This is a genomic window from Arthrobacter sp. Y3225116 (assembly GCF_059091245.1).
Map to the genome: position 1 here is coordinate 1 of NZ_JBNHGL010000037.1, position 22,326 is coordinate 22,326.

Consider the following 22,326-nt stretch of genomic DNA (forward strand, 5'->3'; position numbering starts at 1 on the left):
GCGGAACTCCGCCCCATAAGCCGTGGGCATGGTCAACATCCTTCCACGAGCACCAGCTCGCTAGGTCAAGGAGTCAACAAAACCGGGGGCAGTCCCGTTGCGGTGTTCATTTGCCCGGCCGCGTTGTAGGTGTAGGCCCCGTCAGGGTCAGCGGTGAGGTTCCCGGCCCCGGGTAAGGAATAGCCGTTGCTGGTGATCTGGTTCGCCGGGTTGTAGGTGGTGGTGTCAGTAGTGGTGCCGCCCGTTTTAGTGGTGGCAGCGGTTAGTCGGTTGCCCCTTGAGTCGTAGGTGTAGGAGTAGGTGATTGGGGCGCTGCCGCCGGTTGTCACCGCCTTGGCCAGACGCCCGGCCGGGTCGTAGGTGTAGGCCGTGGTGGTGCCGGCCAGGTTGTCCTTCAACCACTGGATTTTGGCCCGGTCATTCATCTTTGACGCGCCGCAGGTGCTGCCGGCTGGGCCTGCGATGTAGCAGTAGTCCAAGTCCAGGACCGGGGAGATGCCGTACTCGTTCCATTGTTCTGCAAACACCTTGACGACACGTCCGCTGGTGTCGTAGCCGGTATGGGTATGGGCTTTGAAGGCTGTGTTGCCCGTGTTTGTGTCGAGCCAGGTGTCAGTGCGGCGGCCTTTGTCGTCGGTAGCGAAGTTGACCAGGGTACGGTCACCGGCTGGACCGTAGCTCATCGAGGTCGCCACCCCGGAATCATCGAAGGTGTAGTTGGTGGTGCCTCGCGTATCACTCACCGAGACGAGGTTTGAGGCCTTGTCGTAGCCGTAGGTGATCTGCCCGCCGCCGTTATAGGTGTACGAAACCGGAGCGGTGGCGTCGGAGTACGAGATGCCTGTGAGTCGGTCGGCCGGGTCGTAATTGTAGGTGGTGGTTTTGCCGTTGCCGTCGGTAACGGTTTTCAGCCGGCCCCACCCGTCCCAGGTTAGGGACTTGGAGCGCAGGGATGAACCGGTAACAGGGATGATCGAGATCAACTGATGGTTGGCGTCGTAACGGTAGCTGGTGGTGTTGGTGCCGTTGCCTGGTGCCAGGGCTGTCGCGACAGTGCCGTTCGGGTTGTATGTCACCTTGGCGGTGGCCGCAGTCGCGTCCGTGGAGGTGAGCAGGTTCCCGGCTCCGTTATAGCCAAGGAGGGACTCGTTGCCGGCATCATCGGTGGCTGAGGTTGCGAGGTACCTGGTGTTCGCTGCCGTATTTCCGTAGCCTGCGGTGAAGGTGGCTCCGCCGGGGGCTTGGCTGGCGGTCAGGGATTGGCCGTTGTTGGCACCATATGTATTCGTGAGCGTGCCGGACTGCGCGCCGGTACCCAGAGTGTTGGTGAGGGTATCGAAGTCGGCTGTATAGGTCGTCGACCGCTGGCGGCCTTCAGGATCCGTCACTGTCGCAACGCGCAAACCGCTGTTCAGCGTGTAGGCGGTGTGGGGGACCGACGCGACTGCCGCCGCCGGGTCTGTGTTGGGTCCTGCCACCAGTGTCCGGGTGGCCGATGGGTAGGTCAGGCGGGTTAGCGAGTCCCCGGGCAGGCCTGTCCCGCTGTTCTCTTGCCTGATTGAAGTCACCCTGCCATTGGTGTCGTAGCTGAATCGGGTACGGTTTCCGGCTGGCGACACGATGGCTGTCAGGCGCTGGTTAGTGTATTCGAACGTGGTTTCCTTGCCTGATGCGTCGGTGAAGCCCATAAGGTTGCCGACGTAGTTGTCCGGCGTGAATATCACTGACCGGGTTTGGGTTCCGCTGGTCTGGCTGATCCCGGTGAGCACGCTCTCCGACCCGTATTTCAGGTGCGCTGTTCGGGCGCCGGCGGTCCCTCTGGTGGCCTCAACCTGCGTGGGCCGGCCGGAAGCGTAGGTGATTTTGGTGGTGTTGTTGTTGCGGTCTGCGAACGAGACTGCCTGGCCGGCGTCATTGAAAGAAACCACTTGTCTGGATTGCCGCCAGATCAACGTGTAACCTGTGGTGGTCTTCAGCAGGTCAGCCTTCACCCCTGCCGGCGACACGAAGCGGGTCGTTGACCCGGACACTGGGGTGAAGACGGCCGAGAACCCGTCTCCGGCGGTGAACAGCACGCCCTCCGGGACGGTCGTTAACGAACCGGCCGAACCCAGCACGGTACGCCACTGTGCCAGTTCCGTCGTGGGGTTGAGACCTGCCCGGGAGTTGTGTGCGAGGCCTATCGGCACGTCCTCGCCGAGCCCCGGCAGCGTCATCGCGTTGATCGCTACCAGAAGGTTCCCGGTCCCGACATCGACCGAGGCGGAGACCTTATCCGAGACCGGCACCGGCAAACGGGTGGCGCCTGGGCGGGCTCCCAGTAACCCGATCGTGTTCTGCGCCGATGAAGAAGCCCCGGGCAGAGCAGCCGGAAGCACGGCCTGAGCGGGGCCAGCCAAACCAGCGGTCAAGGCTATCGCTACGACCGTTGCTGTCGACGCCAGCAGGTGACGATAGGCGAAAGAACGAGAAGAACGGAAGAATGGACCGATAAAAGATTTCTTGCGCGAACGCGACTCTATTAACACGTTTACCCCCCAGCACGTGAATGATGTGGGCAACGCTAAGCCTGAAAACAACTCCTGTAAAGGCTGAAATCAATTGTTGAAGTTTCTAAAGGCAATCTTGGGTGTCCGCTGAAAAGACCAAGCAAATACGGAGGCTTCGACGAACGAAACGCAGCATTTGCGCTGCCCTGGCCAAAGCTAAGCTCGGCTGACCCGGCAGCTGAAGGAGATCCGCTTGAGCCTTTCCGTGAGGCGGCGCCGGCGGCGCGGGAGCGGCCGGGGATCTGGAGCTCCTCCACGGCCATCGTCTCGGTGTCCAGCACGACGGCGTTGCCGCGGGTGAACTCCTTGTCCAGGATGTGCACCCGGGTGTCCGTGTTCGGCAGCAGCGCGGTGCGGCGCTGATGCCAGTGCCCGGAGAACACCAGCGACGGGCCGGTGTTGTGCACCGCATCCTTGACGAGCAGCCGGTTCCGGTAGGACTCAAGCTCCATGAGCTCCGGGATCTTCATGGTCGAGACGACATCAATGCCGGCCGGTGCCTCATGGGTGATGAGCACGTCCAGCGGAGCCGTGCCGAGGCGGTCGACATCCGCTTGCTCGATGTTCTCTTCCTCCCACCAGGTCAGGTTTTTCACGCCCCACGGCCTATCGACCGAAAACGCGCCGCCAAGTGCTCCCCACTGCCGGCCACCCAGCTCCCACCGGTGACCGCGGGGTGCGTACAGCAGCCGGTCAGTGATGACACCGAAGCCGTCCGCGTTCAGCGGCAGTGCCCGCAGGTCGGGGTGCACGTCGTGGTTGCCGTCAACGAAGATCAGGGTGACCCCGTCCATGTCGAGGCTCAGTTCCAGTTCATCGGTGAATCCGTGGGTGCGGTCGGCCGGGTCCGGCCACAGCCCTTTCAAGTCGCCGACGTGGACGACCGTGTCGATGCCGTTCCGTTTCGCCGTGGCGATGGCCTTGCAGGCCCAGCTGCTGCTGCCGTGCCAGTCGCCGGCGATCATGATCCTCATGGTCACTATGCAGGCCGGCCTGTTCCGGCTGTCACCTGCTGGCGTGCCAGCGGTCGGTGAGGAAACCCAGCTGCCGGCCCAGCCCCAGCCCTTCCATCGGGATCTCATGCGGACATGGGCAGTCGTGCAGGAACGTGCGATAGAACTTGCCAGCCAGGGCGACCAGCACAGGGTCGATCACTCTGGTCAGCTCGGCGGCCAGTTGATCGGTCACCCTGCGGCTCCAGCGGACCAGGTAACCAGTGGGGTTGCCCTTGCCGAGCTGCACGTCGTACGGCTCCAACACGGTGTAAGGGTGCACCAGGCCGTGCTTGGCGCTGAGGATGTACCAGCGGTCGCAGGTGGCCGCGGCGTAGGCCGAGACCTTGCGGAACAGCTGCGAGGTGTACAGTTCACGGGCCGGCGCAGGGCGGTCCAGTTTTGGTGGCCGCGCAGCCCACCAGCCCGATGCGGTGGATCCCGGTCTCGGGGGTGCTGTGCTTCATGCCCTGTCTATGCACCCCGGTCGCTTCCGGCTGTCGCCTCACACAGAAGCTCATGACTACACAAAGAGCATCAGCGGTGTCCGCCCGCGAGAGCGCCTGAGCGAATTTCCGCTCTCACAGCAAGAAATGCTCAGATAGCTAGACACAGGGATGCAGTGAAGTAGTGCCCGAAGCCTTGTGAATACGGGTATTTTCTACTTGAGCATTTGCTCAGATAGGTCGGGATCTCACAGTCGCCGGCGCCACCGCCTCCAAACAGCACTTTTGTCGTCGACCGGATCCCCGATCCGGTCGACGGCCCTTTCGCCACCGCAGGACAAGAACCGGCAATCTCTATAGCCTAGGGATGTGGAGGGCGTATGACAGTTCGCAGCGCAGGCATCCTGCTGTACCGGCGGAGCCTGGAAGGGCACTTGGAGGTCTGGATCGCCCATAATGGTGGCCCTCACTGGACCGGCATGGACACCCGCGCCTGGACAATTCCAAAGGGAATATACCTCGACGCGGAGGACCCACTGGTGGCCGCGCTGCGGGAGTTCGCCGAAGAAATCGGGACGCCGGCGCCTCAGGCCGACTACCTTGAGCTGGGCGCTTTCCGCCAGCCTTCGGGGAAGGTCATCACCGCCTTTGCCGCCGAATCGGATTTCCAGCCAGAGCACATCACCAGCAACACGTTCCCGCTGGAATGGCCGAAGGGTTCCGGTGTTGTGCGGGAGTATCCCGAAATCGACGATGCCAGATGGTTCCGAGAGTCCGAGGCGCGCAGCAAACTGGCGAAGGGGCAGGTGTCGATCCTCGATGCCCTTGCCGAGTACCTCGGGAAGCCGGGCGGGTCCTGAGCTGGGCAGTTTTCAGGCGACATCGTTCTCTGCAATGGGCAGTAGTAACGAGCGTATGGTGCCGGTGTAGAGCCTGGCCGTGCCGTTCAACCCGGGGTTGGATGACCTGAGCTGGTTCGCCGCATTAGGCATTGCTCAGTTTCGGTTCAAGCCAAACTTTCGGCTGACGTGGCCACGAAGATGTGTACCTTTCAGCCATGAACAGGGTGATACATCGCATTGCCTATCAGTTTCGCCAAGTAGGTCAGTCAGCCGACATGGTCAGTAGTCTCATGAAACCGCGGAAACACGGTGATTCACGTCTGGCGCTAACCGCCAACTAGCCTCCGACCTCACACTCTCTTTCTTCCTTAGGTATTCCCGGCCGTCCCAGCAAGATGGCCGCCTCCGGGTAAAATGAACGACCTACCTGAGCAACGCTCAGGTAGGTCCTTCCTTTAGCGGGCACTGCCTTCGGGAATGGCCGGAAGTAACTGGGACAGGCTCGCTTGTGACCGGAACAACCATCGAGGGGCGGAAAATTCCTTGGATCTCTTGGGCGGGATGAGCCGCGACGAACTCCGCGTCTTTTCTTGGTGTGCGGCGGCCGTCTTTGCGCTAGTGGCCGGCGCCTGGCGTCCACGCAGGCTTCATTGGACTGCGCTTGGTTCCGTCCTCCTCTTCGCGGCACTCAACGCGGGTGCCGGGATCTACGTCTTGAACCATTTCGGTGATCCACGCTGGTCCGCCGGGGGAGAACCGCCGCTGAGCGCTCCGTCGTTTTCCGGGACCCCTGTCGTGGGGCAGTTTCTGGGTCCGCTGGACACCGCTCTTAATGGAGTCGTCGGTGGCGTGAACGAGTTTCTGGACTTCAGGCAGGCACTTCCCGTAGCACTGGAGTTCCTTGCCGCGTCCGGCTGGGCCCTGCTGGTGGCGTTCCCGCTGGGCATCCTCGCCGCCGGCATCAGTTACTCCGTGGCCAGGCGCCGGACGGCGCAGTTCGAACAGTATCGTGTCACCGTTGACCTGCTCAAAGATGAGCTCGAGCAGATCAAGCGGCAGATCTCGGCAGGGACATCGGTCGACACGGCACGCCCTCCCGGGGACAGGGTCACTGAAGTGCGGCCTGGCTAACCCGCTGCGTTGTGCTTGAGTCCGCCCGCCACCCATCATGCAACCCTCCGGACACGCGGCGTCCCGTCTCGGTTTTGGTCAGCCTTCGACTCGTATGTCGGTTTGCAGGTCACGGAGCGAGAGTCGGTCGGTCGCAGTGCGGAAATCTGTAATCACACTAAGCTGCGGATTAAACGTTGCTTCCGCCGTGTAGTCCGCATCATCGATGTAAACCATCGAGAGATGAATGCCATCTCCTTGCCGTTCCATGCCCGTGATGCGCTGGTTGTCTTGGTGCCCGCCCCAGATGCGCATGCTGAGGGGATAGAAGAGCTGGATTTCATCAGGAAGCCAGTCCGGTCGTTGGAATCCGATCGTTTCAACTCTGTTGCCGGTCCTTATGACGCAGCCGTCGGAGGGATTGCACGTGATGCTGCCGTCATCGCCTTCAACGCTCCAGCTGCGATCGCCATCGCTGATGCGGACTCTCGTGCTAACAATGTTTCCTTCGTGGTCGGTCCTGTCCACGACGGCCGACATGGGGTACCGCAGGACCGCATTGCGCACCGCTGACAACAATTCCAGCAATGCTTCGAAGTCTTCGCGCCCGCTCACAATCACCTGCTCTCGACCGCAGCGGCGGCACGTCAGTTTCGAACCGATGGTCCCAACTTAGGGCGCAGCGCTCCGTTTATACCAGACACTGCTTTTTGACATTATAAGCTGGTTTACTCTGGCTCTCTTGGCACACTTGATCATCCTGCTAAAGACGAGGGCAGCGGTGAGTCGCGTCCGGGTCCGACAACGATTGGCGACGCGGCGGCCACTGGTTCTGGTGCCGGAAATAACCTTAATCTGACCATCGACGTTGCTTCCGCCCCCTAATCACTACCTCTGGGTGTGACGTTCTCGCCTGCCTCCTGATATCCCATTCGCAGTTGGGAGAAACGGTGCATTTCATCTGAAACCCGTAGCAATACACCCTCAATTCAAGAGGGTAAAGGAACTGGCTAAAAACGTTTGACAGTCGGAAAACTGCAGACGTAGGTTGGGCGCACTGTGCGCCTGGCTGGGGGAGGAACGCAGGGACCGTGATTCTCTCAACGGACCTGTCGCCACTACGGCATCCAACGGATATTCGTGCAGGATGAGCGACAAGCCCTCCTGCTGCCCAGGAGACCCCATCATGAACCGCAAAAAAGCACTGCGCCTGCCCATTTTCTTTACGATCTTCCTCGCTGTGGGGGCCGCTCCCGCCGCTGCGACGCCCGAGGAGGAAGCCCCCGCCCCCTGGCCTCCCCCGGACACCGGCGGCCATTACCTGCCAGTTCCGGAAGAATATTACGACCCGATTGAGATCAAGGCCTGCGGCACCACCGTCACCATGGAATCCGGAGATGTCCGGGAAGTTCATTACAAGTCCCGGGTGAAGCAGAACGGGGCAACGGTACTGAAGTTCAAAGGAGATGCCACCGTTGACCTGACCCGTGCCTCGGATGGCGCCTTCATCGACGAACTCGACATTTCCGGATCGGCTTATCAATACATCTCAGCCGATGAACTCACCACGGTGGAACTCCTCAGCGCCAACTCGATCGTGGCAGCAGCGAACCCCGAAGAAGCCGAAAAGATGGCCGACGAAGGGCTGCCGGAGTTCGCTTACTACACACGGGGGTGGCTGGGGTTCTACAGTCAATTTTCTGAGGACCCCGAGGTGATGGAGCCAATCGCTTCCGATATCGTGCTGAACACCACCCGGCACGTGCACGACGTGTGCGCAATGCTGGATGAGGCGGCCTGGGAATAACCAGCCCACCACCCGCTCCAAGGATTTGAAGGATAGGAGACTAGCCCAGGTTCAGGTTTTGCAGCTCACCTCCTTGCCGCCGACGGAGGAAAGGACACCCTGCCCGACCGCCATTCCCTAGCAGGGACTGCAAGCGAAAAGCGGCCTCTTCGAACTGACGGGTTTGGGCTTCTCAGCTCTTTTAGTTCTCCTGCCGTGCGGAGCGCCCATGTGCCAGCCCGGTGGGAATGCCAAGGAACGCCGGTTCCGGAGCTGCGCAGCAGGCATCGTCAGGCCGGGTGGCCGCTGCCGTTGTGCCGCAGCTGCCGCCGAGGTCGGTGGAGCAGACGCCGGTTTCCGGTAGGACGAGTTCGACGTTGTCGGATGCCTCCTGATCGCCTGCGAGGGCAGCCGCGATGGAGCGGACCTGTTCGTACCCGGTGGCCATCAGGAAGGTCGGCGCGCGGCCGTAGGACTTCATGCCGGCGATGTAGAAGTCTTTCTCTGGGTGGGACAGGAGTTTGGCGCCGTGGGGTTCGACGGTGCCGCAGCTGTGGAATTCGGGATCGATGAGCGGGCCGAGCTCCCGCGGTGCTTCCACCGCAGGGTCCAAATCCAGGCGGACTTCGCGCAGCATGTCCAGGTCCGGGCGGAATCCGGTGGCCGGCACCAGCAGGTCCACGTCCAGCTGTGCCGGTCCGTCAGGGGTGGTTCCGAGGACGGCCAAAGTGTCGGCGCTCTTGAAGCCGGTGATCGTGAACGAGGTGTGCAGCTCGATGGCTCCTTCTTCGACCAGGGCGCGCAGGCGGGAACCGAGTGCTCCGCGGGCGGGCAGGCCGTCGAGGTCGCCGCCCCCGTACAACGAGGCGGCCGAATTGCGGCGGATGGCCCAGCTGATCCGGGTTCCGGGTTGCTGGGCGGCCAGCTCTCCCAGCGACAGCAGGGTATTGGCGGCCGAGTGTCCGGCACCAACGACCAGGACGTGCTTGGCGGCGAAGCGTGCCCGGTCGCGTCCGGTGACATCGGGCAGCGGGTTGGTGAAGAAGCCCGCCGCGCGGGCTTCATCCTCCCCGTCGGCTGGTAGTCCGGCCTGCCCCAGCGGGTTCGGGGTGTTCCAGGTGCCGGAAGCATCGATGACGCCGCGGACACGATGATCGGTGGTCGTGCCTTCGGCGTCTTCGACCCGAACCAGGAACGGGGCGGTCTCCCGGCCGCGGGAGTAGGTCTTGTCCATGCCTTCACGACTAATGGCGGTGACGCGGCAGGAGGTCCGCAGGGCACCGGTGATCGCGGGGACCGATGCCAGGGGGTTGAGGTAGTCCCTGATGAGTTCTGCGCCGGTAGGCAGCGCCTCCGGGTCCGGTTCCTGCCAACCCGTTCCGGCGAGCAGCTGGCGTGCGGCGGCGTCGATGTTGTACCGCCACGGTGAGAAAAGCCGGATGTGTCCCCACACGTCGACTGCCGCGGCGGGTCTGTCACCTGCTTCGAAGATGACCGGCATTAGCCCTCGTTGGAGCAGGTGGGCGGCTGCTGCCAGCCCGACCGGACCGGCACCGACGACGGCGACGGGAAGCTGCAGGGTCTCGGTCTCGGCGGCGACATTCTCAGCCATGGGAGCCCTCCTCGACGAGTGCGGTGGCAATGCTGTCGGAATCTTCCAACGCCGCGAGGTAGCGTTCGGCGTCCAGGGCGGCCGAGCAGCCGGTCCCGGCGGCTGTGATGGCCTGCCGGTACCGGTGGTCCACGGCGTCACCACAGGCGAAGACGCCCGGGAGGTTAGTGCAGGTGGTAGGGGCGTCGACCTTGATGTAGCCCTCGTCGTCGAGGTCGATCTGCCCCTTGACCAGGTCGGTGCGGGGCAGGTGCCCGATGGCCACGAAGATCCCGGTCGCACCCACTTCTCGGGTCGCTCCGGTAACGGTGTCTGTCAGGGTCACGCCGGTGACCTTGCCGTTGCCGTGGATCGCGGTGACGGAACTGTTGTACTCGAAGCGAATCTTTTCGTTGTCCTTCGCGCGCTGGGCCATGATCTTCGATGCCCGGAGAGCGTCGCGGCGCACGACGACGGTGACGGACTTGCCGAAGCGCGTGAGGAAGAGGGCTTCTTCCATGGCGGAGTCGCCGCCGCCGACCACAATGATGTCCTGTTCGCGGAAGAAGAACCCGTCGCACGTGGCGCACCAGGACAGGCCGTGTCCGGAGAACTTCTTTTCTTCCGGCAGGCCCAGTTCCTTGTAGGCGGATCCGGTGGCCAGGATGACGGCAGGCGACTCGTGGGTCTGACCGGCTCCGGTAGTCACCCGCTTGAGGTGACCCTTCAGAACGACCTCAGTGACGTCGTCGAAGACTATGCGCGCGCCGAACTTCTCAGCCTGTTTCTGCAGCCCTTCCATGAGCTCGGGTCCCTGGATGCCGCCCGGGAAGCCGGGAAAGTTTTCTACCTCCGTGGTGTTCATCAACGCTCCGCCGGCAGTGACGGACCCTGCCACGACCAAGGGGTTCAGTCCCGCGCGGGCGGCGTAGATCGCGGCTGTGTAGCCGGCGGGGCCGGACCCGATGATGATCAGCTGTTCGGTGTGGACATCGTTGCTCACGAAAGTCTCTCCTGGTGCTTTGATTCGGGTTGGTCTAGCTGGCTGCCGGGATCAGGGATTCGATCAATCCCTCGATGCGGGTCTTGATCTCGTCGCGGATGGGGCGGACAGCGTCCACGCCCCGCCCGGCCGGGTCCTCCAGGACCCAGTCCTCGTAGCGCTTGCCGGGAAAGTAGGGGCACTCGTCGCCGCAGCCCATGGTGATCACGACGTCGGACTCCTTGACGGCCTCGGTGGTGAGGACCTTCGGGATCTCCGCGGACATGTCGATGCCGAGTTCGGCCATGGCCTCCACCGCGGCCGGGTTGACCTTGTCAGCAGGCTGGGAGCCGGCCGAGCGGACTTCGATGGCGCCTTCGGAAAACGTGGTCAGGAAGGCCGCCGCCATCTGCGAACGCCCCGCGTTGTGGACGCAGACGAAGAGGACGGAAGGCTTTTTAGTGGTATCGGTGCTCACACGTTTCTCCTGTGGTTCGAACGGTGGTGGGTTTGCGTGGGTGGGCGGCCCGCTCCATCGCTGCACCGACTCCGTATTGATGCCTGTCGATGTTTGCAGTATCCGGCCCTATATTGATGCTTGTCAATATTTGCGCTGCGCTAGTTCTGTCCGGCCGGTCAGGCGGCGCGCAGGCGTGGCGCGAGATCGCTGATGCGGGTGGAGATGTCGAGGAAGGCGTGTTCGAAAGCGTCGTTGGTGTTCGATCGGAGGGGGTCCGGAACGGACCAGTGGATTCCTTTCAGGCTCGGCAGTTCCTCGTGCGCGTTGTCGCACACGGTAACGATAAAGTCGTCGCTGGTTGCAACGTCAGCCAGTTGGCGCGGACTTGCGTTCCCGAGGTTGACGCCGTGACGTTGCGCGATGTCGATGGCCCCCTGGGCGACGCGGTCTGCCGGATGCGTGCCCGCCGACGTCGCCGGAATTTTACTCACGCGCCGCCATAGGGCAGTCGCCAGCTGAGACCGTGCGCTGTTGCGCGTGCAGACGAAGAGGACGCGGCGCACGCCGTGTTCACGCCCGGGCGACAGCCCCTCCAGCGCCCCGGAGGTGAGTCTGATGTAGCTGCGCCGCTTATCCGCCTCCGAGCGGCGGCGGGTCGCGAGGCCGGCAGCTTCCAAGGTGCGCAGGTGATGGGACAGCAGGTTGGAGGGGATGCCGAGCTCCGCCTGAAGCTCCGTCGGTGAGTAGTCTCCGAGCGTCAGGAGGTCGACGATCCGCAAGCGGGCAGGGTCTGAAAGGGCGGCGTGCTTTGCTACCCGCGCCTGAAAGTCCCTTAGCTCAATAGTCATTGATTCAATTTTGACTGAGTTAATATCTTCGGTCAAGCTGGATCCCATGACTTCACACCAGCCGCCCTTGTGGCGCCGCGCTGTCGCCGAACTGCTCGGGACGGCCCTGCTTGTTTGCATCGTCGTGGGCTCGGGCATTGCCGCTCAGCAACTGTCCCCGAACGATGTGGGCCTGCAGCTGCTGCAGAACAGCACCGCCACGGTGTTGGGCCTCACGGTGCTGATCCTCATGTTTGGACCGGTCAGCGGTGCTCACTTCAATCCCATGGTTTCGCTCGCGGACTGGCTCTTGGGCAGGCGCAGCCGCACCGGCTTGACCCTACCGGAGTTGGGCACGTACCTGGTGGCGCAGATGGTCGGCGGGATCGGCGGCAGCGTACTCGCCAACGCCATGTTTGAGGTGGGTACGAGCATCTCGACCAAGGACCGGGCAACTGCGGGAACCCTGCTGGGCGAGATGGTTGCGACGGCCGGGCTCATTCTGCTGATCTTCTCCCTGGCTGCCACTCGAAGGGGTATCCTCGCGGCTCCCGCTGTGGGCGCGTACATTGGTGCGGCGTACTGGTTCACGTCCTCGACGTCTTTCGCCAACCCCGCCGTAACGGTCGGCCGCATCTTCAGCGACACGTTTGCCGGCATCGCCCCGAGCTCCGTCCCAGGTTTCGTGCTGGCGCAGGTGATCGGTGCGGCAGCGGGCGTCGGCCTCCTCATGCTTCTCTTCCCGGCGGCATCGCGCATGGCCGACGACGTTGTTGTCCCGCACCCTTCGCACAAGGACGGATCCTGACTGTCAGGCAATGACGTACGCGCCCGCCGGTCCCGTACATTGATAGCGGTCAATGTACGGGCATAATGGTGTTCATGAATGCGCTGCCCATCCTCGAACCGGCCGCGAAAGAAACCTGCTGCCGCCCAGCGGGGACGGTTTTGGGCGCCGAAGCGGCGAAGGAAATGGCCGTCATTTTCAAGGCCCTGTCCGACCCGAACCGACTGCGCCTGCTCTCCATCGTTAAAGCCGAAGCCTCCGGCGAGTCGTGCGTTTGCGACCTCACCGAACCCCTGGACCTCGGCCAGCCCACCGTCTCGCACCACTTAAAAATCCTGGTGGATGCCGGCCTGCTGCACCGCGAAAAGCGGGGCACCTGGGCATATTACTCCCTGGCCCCCGGCGCCCTGGACAAAGTCGCAGGCATCCTGACCGACCTGTGAGCGCCACAGGAACGACTGCTCGTCGTAGCGAACTGCATCCGCGCTCATCCCGCAGATGCCCTTCACGCTCCGGTCCCTCATCACCAATTACTCACGGTCTTTTGGGTCGTCGTCACGGAGTTCTTCGAGGACCTCGAAGGGCGACTCGACGTCACCCCTCCAGGCCTCGATGCCTTCGCGGACGGCAAGGGCGGCAACCACCAGAGCCGCGATCGAATCTGCCCAGGTCCACCCGAACAAGCTGTTCAGAATCAGACCAATCAGTACAGTCCCGGACAAGTAGATGCAGAGCAACAGTTGTTTGGCATCTGCCTTAACGCTCTTTGAGTTCAATTCACGCCCGGTCCGGAACTCGAACCACGCGAGCACGGGCATCACGATGAGACTCAAAGAAGCGATGCCGATGCCAAGGGGGCTGTGCTCGACCTTTTCAATGCCCGAAAGAGCCAATACTGCGTCTATCGTGACGTAGGCCGCCAGGGCAAAAAAGGCAATGCCGATTGCGCGGACAGTCACTTTCTCCCAACGTTCTGGGTCTTTGCGTGTGAACTGCCAGGCGACGGCTGCCGCGGAGAGAACCTCGATGATCGAATCGAGGCCAAAGCCGATGAGCGCCGCAGACGAAGCCATGGAGCCGGCCCAGATCGCGACAATGGCCTCGATCACGTTGTACGTGATGGTGGAAGCGACAATGAGTCGCACGCGGCGGTGCAGCACAAAACGCCGCTCGGCAGAAAGCGCTGTTGGTGCTGTCATCGGGACCCCTCGCAGCATCCGGGCAACGGGCATGCCGGGTCGGCGCAGGGTTTGTTTTCGTCCACCATCAGTGTCACTTCCACGAGGGCCTGTAGGGCGTTCGCCAGGTGGGGGTCGGCGATCTCGTACCGGGTTTGCCGACCTTCAGGTTCGGCCATGACGATGCCGCAATCACGAAGGCACGTCAGGTGATTGGAAACATTCGAACGCGTCAAGTTCAGGCTGCGCGCGAGGTCAGCAGGGTAGCTTGGCCCCGTGAGCAGGGTCATGAGGATGGAGGCTCGGCTCGGATCGGCCATGGCCCGCCCTAGGCGGTTCATGACATCCAGCTTGGAAGCAACAGTCAGCATGGACTGACTATACAGTCCCTGGTGAACTATTCCTCAATCAAAAGGGCTACCTCTGCTCGTGTTGGCAATCACTGGAAGAATCCGGTGCGGGAAATAACCTTAATCCGGGCTTTGACATCGCTTCCGCCCCTAATACCCACCTGTGGATGTGACGTTTTCGCCTGTCTCCCGATATCCCATTCGCGGCTGGGAGAAACGGTGCACTTCTTTTCGAACGGTTTTATGCACCCTTGATTAGAGAGGGTAGTGGGACTGCGTCAGAACTCGTTGACAATCGCAGAACCGCAGGCGTAGGTTGACCGCACTGTGCGCCTGGCTGGGGGAGGAACGCAGGGACCGTGGTTCTCTCAACGGACCTGTCGCCACTACGGCATCCAACGCATATCCCTGCAGGATGAGCGAGAAGCCTCCTGCCCGCCCAGGAGCCCCATCATGATCACGAAGAAAACACTGCGCCTGCCCATTTTCATTGCTCTTGCCCTCGTCGCAGGGACCGCGCCGGCCGTCGCGACGCCTGAGGAGGAAGCCCCCACCCCTTGGCCGCCCGAGGACACCGGGGGGCACTATCTACCGGTCCCCGACGATTACTACGCTCCAATAGAGATCGAGGCGTGCGGCACGACCGTCACCCTGGAATCCGGAGACGTTCGGGAAGTCCACTACAAAGCCCGGGTCAGGCAGAACGGGTCAACACTGGTGAAGTTCCGGGGCGATGCCACCGTGGACCTGACGCGCGCCTCGGACGGTGCCTTCATCGACGAACTAGACATCTCCGGACCGGGCTTCCAATACTTCTCGGCCGATCAGTTAACAATCGTCGACTCGCTCAAGGGTGCCTCGATCATTTACCCCATAAGCCCCGCTGATGCCGCGGCGCTGGAAGAAGAAGGCCTACCCGAGTTCTTGTACTTCGAGCGGGGGTGGCTGGCCTTCCATATTCAACTCTCTGAGGATCCGGAGGTGATGGAGCCAATTTCGGTGGATATCGTGATGAACACCACTCGGCACGTTCACGATGTGTGCGAATTACTCGACGAGGCCGCCGAGAAGTAACACGTCCTCCTCTCTGGACTCCGGGGAGGAGGAGCCTAAGTTCAGGGGCGGTGCAACAGGGCACGGGCTGGCCGCCGGACGCGGACGTGAGCAGATGATCCTGCGCGCCCGTGCGCATAGAATTAAAATGGCGTGACGCTCTTAGTCCCGTCGCTTGGCGTAGTCACTGTATCCGTGCCAGTCAAGGACCACGCATGGCTCATCGCCTACGACCCATGCATCGTGTCCTGGAGGAACCGACATCAGGTCGCCGACGGCGAACTCGTTTTCCTCGCCGTCGTCCATGACGATCTTGATTCGTCCGGACAACACATAGCCAGTGTGGGCCACCTGACAGCTGTCCGTCCCGGCGATGGGTTTGACGTGCTTGGACCACTGCCAACCGGGTTCGAAAACCGCCCGCCCGACGGCGCCTGACTCGAGATTGATTAGATCCAGCTTCCCCTTACCGTCCTCAAAAGGCCGGGTTTCTTCGGGCTCGTTCAGACTCTTGCGGATCATGGGTGACATGAGGGTCTCCTTTGAACCAAACTGCCCTGCACACACAAGTGTGGCAGCACGCCGGGAACAGGGTCAACGCGTGCAGGCCTGACGTGGACCGTCACCAGCCGCCGCGCGTCGGCGTATGTCCCTTTCGGGCGTCGTCGGGCATCGCCATCTCGGCCCGCAGGCCCAAGAGCCGGATGGGACGGCCTTCTTCGATTCCTGCTGCGAGGTCCAAGGCCCGCGCGAGGATGTCGTCCCGGTCGAATGTCTCGGGAATCTTCCTCGCGTGGGTCTTGGTGAAGAACGGAGCATATCGAACCTTCAGGGTCAGCCCGACGACGGGCCGTCCCTCGGCCACGACGTCCTCAAGGACTCGCGCTGTCAGCTCCCTAACGGCGTCGTCGACCTGGGCGGGCTCGGTCAGGTCCCGCTGGAAGGTGGTCTCCCGGCTATGCCCGCGGGCAACCCACGGGGTGTCGTCCACAACGCTGGCGCCGTCCCCGCGTCCGAGTTCGGCGTACCAGGGCCCCATCCTGGGGCCGAACTCCGGGACCAGGTCTTGGGGGTCGGACGCGGCGAGCTCGGCAACGGTGTTGATGCCGAGCTTGGCAAGCCGTCCCGACACCTTGGTGCCGACGCCCCACAGGTCCTTGGTGGGCCGGCCGCCCATGACGTCAAGCCAGTTCCCGGCGGTGAGACGAAAGACGCCGGCCGGCTTGCCGAAGCCGGTGGCGACCTTGGCGCGGACCAGAGTGTCGCTGATGCCCACGCTGCAATGCAGCTGCGTTCGCTCCAGTACGGCGGCCTGCACCTGCCGGGCGTAGGCTTCGGGATTCTCTGTCTCGACGCCGACAAAGGCTTCATCCCAGCCCAGCACCTGCACGGTGGCGCCTGGCTGCGCTCGCAGCGTATTCATCACCGCTTCTGACGCCGCGAGGTACGCCTCGTGATCGACGGGGAGGATGACGGCGTCGGGCACTTTCCGGGCAGCCGTGCGCAAGGGCATTCCGGAACCCACGCCGAACGCCCTGGCTTCGTAGGATGCGGTCGAGACCACAGCCCGTTCCGTGGGGTCGCCCCGACCGCCGACGATGATCGGCTTGCCCGCAAGCTCCGGCCGCCGGAGCACTTCGACCGCAGCGATGAACTGGTCGAGATCGACGTGCAGCACCCACGGGATTCCGCTCACGCCACCAGTGTGCCCTAAACATCCCCGGCAAGCATCGGGTCGCCGCTGGACCTTAGATCGCGACTGCGCCGGCCCGGCGGTCCAAGACCGAGGCAGCCACGGCGGCCGTCACGACGGACACTGCCAGGTACAGCGGCAGCTGGGTGGCCTGCGAAACGACAGCACCGGCCGCAGCAGTTCCTGCCGAACCCGCAGTGATCTTCAGGGCTCCGACCCACACGAACACCTGGCCGCGTGCCTCCGGCGGCGCATATTCGCTGCGGGCGGCCAGGGTTGCGGCGAAGAAGTACGAGTTCGCGATCCCGGCCAAGGAGTAGGCCGCCACCGCGACAGGGAAGCTGCCGGCGAATGCCGCCCCGGCCAGGGCTACGCCGACCCCGGCCGCGAGCCATGTCATTAGTCGGTCGGCGTCGGCCTGCATCGGCCGGACCATCACCCCTGCCGAACCGGCCAGGCCGCCCAGGCCGTAGGCCGCGGCCAGGACGCCTGCTGCAGCAGGTGCCACGGCGAAGTCGCCGGTGGAGGCCACGGCCGTGACGGGCAGCACGGCAACCGACAGGGCGACAACAACCGTCATGTAGAGGGTTCGCCGCAAAGGACCCGACGAGAACATCATCGCCAGGGTCCGTCCCGGCTGAGGCACCTCCGAAGCCGCGGCAGCAGGCGGGGAATATGGCAGGAGCCTGATCACCGCCGCGGCGACGAACGTGGCAGCGGCCAGGATCAGCGCCGCCACCGCCGGACCTGACCACGCCGAGACGGCGGCGACAAGGGAGGGCCCGATCGTGCCGCCAATGCCATAGGTGGCCACGTCCCAGCCTTGGGCGCGGCGCTGGCTGGATCTTCCCGGTCCCGCAAGGGCCGGCAGCCGGCTGCTGATGCCTCCGGTCAGCAGCGGACCAACCAGTCCGGAAGCGACCAGCAGTACTCCCGTGATGACGGGCCCGGAGACCGGATACAGCAGTACAGCCGCCGCGAGCGTTGCCCCGTGGGCCATGCAGGCCAGGGCAATCACGGAACGGCCGTCGCGGGCAGTATCAAGGCGCCGGGCGACGAAGGGGCCAAAGAGGTGGGGAGCGTTAATGCAGGCGCCCAGAAGGCCCGCCAGCCATCCAGGCGACCCGCTCGTCGCCACCAGCAGAATGATGGCAACCACCGCGCCCCCGTCCGCGCTGCGGGCCAGGGTGGCCGCCACGACATAGCGGGCGAGCGCCCCGCGCACATCGGTGCCTCGACCGGGCGCGCGGCCGGTAGTCACCCTGCGGCTTGAAAGACTCATCCGGCCTGCCGTCTCATCCAGGATCGCCTTCATGAATAGTTCCTCCCCGGCCTTCCTCCAGGCACGCAGTGAACCGTTGGGGCAAAGGCTTTCCGCCCCCGCGCCTGCGCGCCAAAGATGCCGGAGCCGGGCAGAAACGCTTTGGTCATGCCTGAAGACCGCACTGGCGAATGGCGTCCGCAACTTTCAGGCTTCCTTCACTGTCCAGGCCGTGAAGCGGCAACGGCAGGCTGGGTGACGGAATCAGCACCAGCTGCTCTGCAATTGCTGCCGTAACGCGCAGGCTGCCGTACGTCCGGAAGAGCGACCAGAGGGGCTCGAGATTCGCCGACGCTTCCACGGCCCGGTCGCTGCGGCCGGCCAACGCATGATCCGCCATCACCTTGGCCGTTTCGGGAAGGACGCCGGCGATCACCGAATACCACGCGTCACAGCCCGCAAGCAGCGCTTCAGCCGCGGCCCAGTCGCCGCTGATGCCTACCGTTATGCGTTCCGGCAGCAGCGAGCGCAACTCCCTCAGGCGTGCAGAAGCCCGCCCCGGCGGGGGAGGCGGGATTTTGATGGAGGCAATCGCCGGGATATCGGCAATGCGCGAATACAGGGCATCGGAGAATGTGAACCCGGTAGTGCCTGGGTTGTCGTAGACGACGATGGGTACCGAGGATGCCGCCGAGACGTCCTTGTACAGGCTGAACACTTCCGCCTCCGTCAGGCGTTGGTATGACACCGGGGCCAGCAGCAGGCCCGAAGCCCCTGCCGCCTGGGCATCTTCAACATGCGCTTGGACATCGCGGGTACGCACCGCACCCACTCCCGCGATGACCGGGACCCCGTCGGCGGCATCGACAGCGGCTGCAAGTACTGCACGGCGTTCCTCCCGGGACAAGTACGCGTAGTTTCCGGTGGAGCCGAGCACGCCAAGGGAGTCCACGCCGGCTCTCGCGGCCCGGGACACCAAGAGAGCAACGGCCTTCACGTCGATGCGGTCATCGACAATCGGTGTGAGGGGGAAAGCGCAGAGTCCGTGAAACATGAGTCCTTCTCTCTCTCATCCGGCCGGCTCCCGGCCGGGAAAAGGCGGAGCAGCGGCGTGGGCGTCTGGTTGCGGTTTCCATGGTGGCAAGCGCCTTGGTCCTACACTAGGTCCAAGAAAGATCGAATCAGGAGGTCCATGTGGGAGAGGCCGAGCTTCCGCTCACACTCGACAGGAATGCGCCGGCTCCACTTGCCGCCCAACTGGCCGATCAACTCCGCCGGGCCATCCTCAGTGGGCTGCTGGGGCCAGAGCACACGCTCCCGGCAACACGCAGGATGGCCTCCGAGCTCGGCATCTCACGCGGGGTCGTGGTCCGGGCGTTCGAACAGCTGGCCGGTGAGGGCTTCCTGGAAAGCCACGGTGCCGGTGGAACCAGGGTCGCGCTCCGCCCGGACGTTCAACACCCTGCCCGCGAGGAACGCCCGGCCCCGCACCTTCAGGACAGCAGGCCGATCATCGACCTCACGCCGGGACGTCCCTCGTCCACACCTTTCCGCGACCGCGAGTGGCACACGGCCTGGCGCAGGGCGGTATCCGAACAGGGGCCCACGCACCTGCCCCCGCCTCTGGGGACCGCCACCCTGCGGAAGGAAGTCGCAGGGCACCTGGCCGCAGCCAGGGGACTGGCCGTCGAACCCGATGACGTCATCATTACCGCCGGAACCAGCGACGCCCTGCTTCTGGCCGTGGCAGCCCTGCGAAGCCGCAGCGAGCATCCCCGCATACTCGTCGAGGATCCCGGGTATCCAACGGCCCGACGGGTCATGGCCGCCGCAGGCGCCGTGGTGGAAACAGTGCCCGTCGACGACGACGGACTCAAAGCCGCCCAGTTGGCGTCCCTGGGTCGGCCGCCGGACGCCGTGCTGATCACCCCGAGCCACCAGTACCCGTTAGGCGGCCGGATGCCGGTGCAGGAACGGCTGGATCTTTTGAACTGGGCAGCCGAGCACGGCGTGCTCGTCCTCGAAGACGACTACGACAGCGAATTCCGGCACCGCAGGATGCCCCTGCCTGCCGTTGCTTCGCTTCCCTCCACAGCCGACGTCGCGCTGCTGGGGACATTTTCCAAGTCCCTCAGCCCCTGGCTGCGGTGCGGCTACCTCGTGGTCCGCGGGGAATCAGGCCGCGCGCTGAAGGCCATCCGCGAAGACCTGGACACGCCGGTGGCCGGAATCATGCAAACGGCCCTTGCCTACTACATCCAGGCCGGGGGACTGGCACGACACATCTCGCGTGCGCGCCGCGAATACGCGCACCGCAGGGCCCTGCTGCTGGAACGCCTTGGGGCCCGTTCAGACCTTCAACTTGCAGCCCTCGACGGCGGACTTCACGCAGTCCTGCGGTTCCAGGGAAAGGACGCCCCTCAACTGGCCGACGAGGCCCTTCGCCGCGGAGTCCGGCTGGCCACATTGGCCGCCTACTACGCCGACCGCGCGCCCGAGAACGGCTTCGTCATCGGGTACGGCGCCCCCAGCGATCTGCAGCTCACCAAAGCCCTCGACGTCATCGTCGAATTGCTGAGCGTGCGCTGAGCGCTGCAACTGCCGGCCGGCAGTAACTCCTCGTCTCAGTTGATCTGATCAGGGTGGGAGCCGATCCGGCCGTCCCGGCGGTCAAGGCCGGCCAGGCACTCCATGGCGGCGTTGTCCAGCAGGAAGTCCCAGACGCGGAAATTTTCCTGAATGCGGGGACCGGTTGCCTTGGGGATGGCAATATTGCCCAACTGGAGATGCCAGCGCAGGACCACCTGTGCAGGGGTTTTGCCCAGGTCGCGGGCCAGGTCCAGCACGATGGGGTCACGCAGCGTTGCTCCCCGGGCGAGGGGACTCCACGCCACGGTGCGGATGCCATGGGCGGCGTTGAATTTCCGCAGGTGCGCCTGCTGGAACCACGGGTGTAGCTCAATTTGGTTAACCGCCGGGACGATTTCCGTGTGTTGGAGCAGCTGTTCGAGGTGTTCCGGAAGGAAGTTCGAAACGCCGACCGCCCGAACGCGCCCCGCCTGGTAAAGGCGTTCGAGTGCCCGGTAGGTTTCCACAAACAGAGCCCGCCTGGGTTGCGGCCAGTGGATTAGATACAGGTCGATGTAGTCGAGCCCCAGCAGCCGGGCAGAATCTTCAAAGGCCTGGAGCGTTTGGTGATAGCCGTGGTTATGGTTATAAACCTTGGTGGTGACGAAGATTTCCTCACGGGAGGCCAGCCCGCCGGCCGTATATTTGCGGACAGCCTCACCTACCCCTTGCTCGTTGCCGTACAGGGCCGCGGTATCGATATGGCGGAAACCGGCCTGCAAGGCGCGATAGCAAAGCCCGGCCGTCTCGGGCGGGGGAATCCTGGCGGTGCCGTAACCGAGCCGATCTATCCGCACACCGTTGTTGAGCGCTGTTTTCTGCTCCGCCGCCATGGACGAGACTCTAGTCTTTCAAGGACGCCTGTCACCATCGTCTCGGCCGTAAACGAAGGGCGGACCCCCAGTGTGCATGAATCTGCGCGGGAGCGGCCCTTGGCATCCGCCGCTGACCGGAGGACGATTAAAGGACCGACACGAAGGAGGTTCGTGATGTGCTACGCCTCGAATAAGGATTCCCGCTGGGGCTTCCGCAAGGAAGCCGTGGACACGCCGGAAACCCGCCGCGAAGACAAGGACACCGGGCGCGAAACCTGGACGAAGACTGATGACTCCGAAGTGATTGCCTTCCTGGACAAGTCAACAGTGGAAGAGCCAGCCAGCGACCGAACCACGTAGCCGAAACCGTACGGGATAGATGAAGCCCCGCAGTAACTCTGCGGGGCTTCATTGCGCCTACTGGCTCGGCGATTCATCCGGGTCGAAATCCTCCAGCGGGGCTCCCAGCCGGTCGTCCGCCATCCCGCCCTCGAGCGGATCGGACAGGGTCTCGTCCACGGGACGCTCGGAGTCCGTATCGATCCCGGCGTCCACCAGTTCCGGCGGCACCGCGTCGACTCCCTCATCCGGGATGAGCGGGTCTTCACCCTGAATGTGCAGCTCCGGATCCGGCAGGGTCTGTTCGTCCTCCGGGCGGTTCTGCTCGCTCATTGCAGCCTCCTTCGATCGTGATCCACCTTGCGCTGAGATTGCCACCGTAACCCGGACGAGCCGTGAGGGAAACAGGCAGGGCTGCCGGAAAACCGGCCAGTGCGTGCTTCATCGCCCGATGCCGGTCCGCCGGCGTTGGGGAAACGGGATCAGGTCTAGGTCCCGGGCCGCAACCACCTCGGCCCCTCCTGCCCGCGCCCTGGCCTGTTCCTCGAGCGGGACCAGGTCGGGGTAGCGCGAGGAGAAATGGGTCAGCACCAGCGTGCCCACGCCGCCGCCGGCCGCGAGTCCGCCCGCCTGGCCG

At 63.8% G+C, this 22,326-nt stretch carries 24 protein-coding genes and 1 pseudogene; 8 read left to right on the forward strand and 17 right to left on the reverse strand.

Annotated elements, in window-relative coordinates; all coding sequences use genetic code 11:
* Window positions 1-65: 65 nt before the first annotated feature.
* The 3 genes from AC5RV2_RS05980 to AC5RV2_RS05990 form a co-directional block, all read right to left on the reverse strand.
* The gene (locus AC5RV2_RS05980) at window positions 66-2,411 is read right to left on the reverse strand and encodes a hypothetical protein (protein ID WP_494091602.1); all 2,346 of its coding nucleotides are present in this window, start codon (window positions 2,409-2,411) and stop codon (window positions 66-68) included.
* A gap of 152 nt (window positions 2,412-2,563) precedes the next feature.
* The gene (locus AC5RV2_RS05985) at window positions 2,564-3,523 is read right to left on the reverse strand and encodes a metallophosphoesterase family protein (RefSeq protein ID WP_494091603.1); all 960 of its coding nucleotides are present in this window, start codon (window positions 3,521-3,523) and stop codon (window positions 2,564-2,566) included.
* 31 nt (window positions 3,524-3,554) lie between these two features.
* A complete protein-coding gene (locus AC5RV2_RS05990) occupies window positions 3,555-3,941 on the reverse strand; it encodes a DUF6884 domain-containing protein (protein ID WP_494091625.1) in 387 nt (128 codons plus the stop codon).
* Between the two features lie 426 nt (window positions 3,942-4,367).
* On the opposite strand from AC5RV2_RS05990, the gene AC5RV2_RS05995 reads away from it, so the two are divergent.
* Together AC5RV2_RS05995 and AC5RV2_RS06000 are read left to right on the forward strand one after the other, a co-directional pair.
* Window positions 4,368-4,847: an NUDIX hydrolase gene (locus AC5RV2_RS05995; protein ID WP_494091604.1), complete on the forward strand. Its 480-nt coding sequence runs from the start codon at window positions 4,368-4,370 to the stop codon at window positions 4,845-4,847.
* Window positions 4,848-5,678: 831 nt separating this feature from the next.
* The gene (locus AC5RV2_RS06000; protein WP_494091605.1) at window positions 5,679-5,960 is read left to right on the forward strand and encodes a hypothetical protein; all 282 of its coding nucleotides are present in this window, start codon (window positions 5,679-5,681) and stop codon (window positions 5,958-5,960) included.
* Between the two features lie 78 nt (window positions 5,961-6,038).
* On the opposite strand, the gene AC5RV2_RS06005 is transcribed toward AC5RV2_RS06000, so the two are convergent.
* Window positions 6,039-6,554, reverse strand: coding sequence for a hypothetical protein (locus AC5RV2_RS06005; protein WP_494091606.1), 516 nt, complete (start codon window positions 6,552-6,554; stop codon window positions 6,039-6,041).
* A 571-nt stretch (window positions 6,555-7,125) separates the two neighbouring features.
* Here AC5RV2_RS06005 and AC5RV2_RS06010 point away from each other — a divergent pair.
* The gene (locus tag AC5RV2_RS06010) at window positions 7,126-7,746 is read left to right on the forward strand and encodes a hypothetical protein (RefSeq protein WP_494091607.1); all 621 of its coding nucleotides are present in this window, start codon (window positions 7,126-7,128) and stop codon (window positions 7,744-7,746) included.
* Window positions 7,747-7,927: 181 nt separating this feature from the next.
* Here the strand turns inward: AC5RV2_RS06010 and AC5RV2_RS06015 are convergent, their stop codons facing one another.
* The 4 genes from AC5RV2_RS06015 to AC5RV2_RS06030 all read right to left on the reverse strand — a co-directional run bounded on the left by AC5RV2_RS06015 (window position 7,928) and on the right by AC5RV2_RS06030 (window position 11,606).
* Window positions 7,928-9,337 carry an NAD(P)-binding protein gene (locus AC5RV2_RS06015; protein WP_494091608.1) on the reverse strand — a complete coding sequence of 470 codons (1,410 nt, stop codon included), beginning with the start codon at window positions 9,335-9,337 and terminating at the stop codon, window positions 7,928-7,930.
* A complete protein-coding gene (trxB, locus tag AC5RV2_RS06020) occupies window positions 9,330-10,319 on the reverse strand; it encodes a thioredoxin-disulfide reductase (RefSeq protein WP_494091609.1) in 990 nt (329 codons plus the stop codon). Before trxB ends, AC5RV2_RS06015 begins: the two co-directional genes overlap by 8 nt.
* Window positions 10,320-10,353: 34 nt before the next feature.
* Window positions 10,354-10,776: an arsenate reductase ArsC gene (locus AC5RV2_RS06025; RefSeq protein WP_494091610.1), complete on the reverse strand. Its 423-nt coding sequence runs from the start codon at window positions 10,774-10,776 to the stop codon at window positions 10,354-10,356.
* A 158-nt stretch (window positions 10,777-10,934) separates the two neighbouring features.
* On the reverse strand, window positions 10,935-11,606 hold the full coding sequence (locus AC5RV2_RS06030) for an arsenate reductase/protein-tyrosine-phosphatase family protein (RefSeq protein ID WP_494091611.1): 672 nt from the start codon (window positions 11,604-11,606) through the stop codon (window positions 10,935-10,937).
* A gap of 46 nt (window positions 11,607-11,652) precedes the next feature.
* Here AC5RV2_RS06030 and AC5RV2_RS06035 point away from each other — a divergent pair, with 46 nt between their 5' ends.
* Window positions 11,653-12,393 carry an aquaporin gene (locus AC5RV2_RS06035; RefSeq protein WP_494091612.1) on the forward strand — a complete coding sequence of 247 codons (741 nt, stop codon included), beginning with the start codon at window positions 11,653-11,655 and terminating at the stop codon, window positions 12,391-12,393.
* A gap of 74 nt (window positions 12,394-12,467) precedes the next feature.
* A complete protein-coding gene (locus AC5RV2_RS06040; protein ID WP_494091613.1) occupies window positions 12,468-12,815 on the forward strand; it encodes an ArsR/SmtB family transcription factor in 348 nt (115 codons plus the stop codon).
* Window positions 12,816-12,902: 87 nt separating this feature from the next.
* On the opposite strand, the gene AC5RV2_RS06045 is transcribed toward AC5RV2_RS06040, so the two are convergent.
* Together AC5RV2_RS06045 and cmtR are read right to left on the reverse strand one after the other, a co-directional pair.
* Window positions 12,903-13,571 carry a cation diffusion facilitator family transporter gene (locus tag AC5RV2_RS06045; protein WP_494091614.1) on the reverse strand — a complete coding sequence of 223 codons (669 nt, stop codon included), beginning with the start codon at window positions 13,569-13,571 and terminating at the stop codon, window positions 12,903-12,905.
* Window positions 13,568-13,921 (reverse strand): Cd(II)/Pb(II)-sensing metalloregulatory transcriptional regulator CmtR, encoded by a 354-nt coding sequence (cmtR, locus tag AC5RV2_RS06050; RefSeq protein WP_494091615.1) that lies wholly within the window; start codon window positions 13,919-13,921, stop codon window positions 13,568-13,570. Before cmtR ends, AC5RV2_RS06045 begins: the two co-directional genes overlap by 4 nt.
* A gap of 432 nt (window positions 13,922-14,353) precedes the next feature.
* Between cmtR and AC5RV2_RS06055 the strand changes: the two genes are divergently transcribed.
* A complete protein-coding gene (locus AC5RV2_RS06055) occupies window positions 14,354-14,974 on the forward strand; it encodes a hypothetical protein (RefSeq protein ID WP_494091616.1) in 621 nt (206 codons plus the stop codon).
* Window positions 14,975-15,115: 141 nt separating this feature from the next.
* On the opposite strand, the gene AC5RV2_RS06060 is transcribed toward AC5RV2_RS06055, so the two are convergent.
* The 4 genes from AC5RV2_RS06060 to AC5RV2_RS06075 form a co-directional block, all read right to left on the reverse strand.
* Window positions 15,116-15,484: a cupin domain-containing protein gene (locus AC5RV2_RS06060; RefSeq protein ID WP_494091617.1), complete on the reverse strand. Its 369-nt coding sequence runs from the start codon at window positions 15,482-15,484 to the stop codon at window positions 15,116-15,118.
* 91 nt (window positions 15,485-15,575) lie between these two features.
* On the reverse strand, window positions 15,576-16,649 hold the full coding sequence (locus tag AC5RV2_RS06065; RefSeq protein WP_494091618.1) for a DNA polymerase IV: 1,074 nt from the start codon (window positions 16,647-16,649) through the stop codon (window positions 15,576-15,578).
* A gap of 52 nt (window positions 16,650-16,701) precedes the next feature.
* Window positions 16,702-17,961 (reverse strand): MFS transporter, encoded by a 1,260-nt coding sequence (locus AC5RV2_RS06070; protein ID WP_494091619.1) that lies wholly within the window; start codon window positions 17,959-17,961, stop codon window positions 16,702-16,704.
* Window positions 17,962-18,073: 112 nt separating this feature from the next.
* Window positions 18,074-18,961: a dihydrodipicolinate synthase family protein gene (locus tag AC5RV2_RS06075; RefSeq protein ID WP_494091620.1), complete on the reverse strand. Its 888-nt coding sequence runs from the start codon at window positions 18,959-18,961 to the stop codon at window positions 18,074-18,076.
* 140 nt (window positions 18,962-19,101) lie between these two features.
* On the opposite strand from AC5RV2_RS06075, the gene pdxR reads away from it, so the two are divergent.
* Window positions 19,102-20,496, forward strand: a complete 1,395-nt coding sequence (gene pdxR / locus AC5RV2_RS06080; RefSeq protein WP_494091621.1) for a MocR-like pyridoxine biosynthesis transcription factor PdxR — start codon at window positions 19,102-19,104, stop codon at window positions 20,494-20,496.
* A 35-nt stretch (window positions 20,497-20,531) separates the two neighbouring features.
* Here pdxR and AC5RV2_RS06085 read toward each other — a convergent pair whose 3' ends face one another.
* Window positions 20,532-21,368, reverse strand: coding sequence for an aldo/keto reductase (locus AC5RV2_RS06085; protein ID WP_494091622.1), 837 nt, complete (start codon window positions 21,366-21,368; stop codon window positions 20,532-20,534).
* 156 nt (window positions 21,369-21,524) lie between these two features.
* Between AC5RV2_RS06085 and AC5RV2_RS06090 the strand changes: the two genes are divergently transcribed.
* The gene (locus tag AC5RV2_RS06090; protein WP_494091623.1) at window positions 21,525-21,710 is read left to right on the forward strand and encodes a hypothetical protein; all 186 of its coding nucleotides are present in this window, start codon (window positions 21,525-21,527) and stop codon (window positions 21,708-21,710) included.
* A gap of 57 nt (window positions 21,711-21,767) precedes the next feature.
* Here the strand turns inward: AC5RV2_RS06090 and AC5RV2_RS06095 are convergent, their stop codons facing one another.
* Window positions 21,768-22,022: a hypothetical protein gene (locus tag AC5RV2_RS06095; RefSeq protein WP_494091624.1), complete on the reverse strand. Its 255-nt coding sequence runs from the start codon at window positions 22,020-22,022 to the stop codon at window positions 21,768-21,770.
* A 108-nt stretch (window positions 22,023-22,130) separates the two neighbouring features.
* Window positions 22,131-22,326 (reverse strand): annotated as a pseudogene (locus tag AC5RV2_RS06100) (ribonuclease Z); the annotation flags it as partial.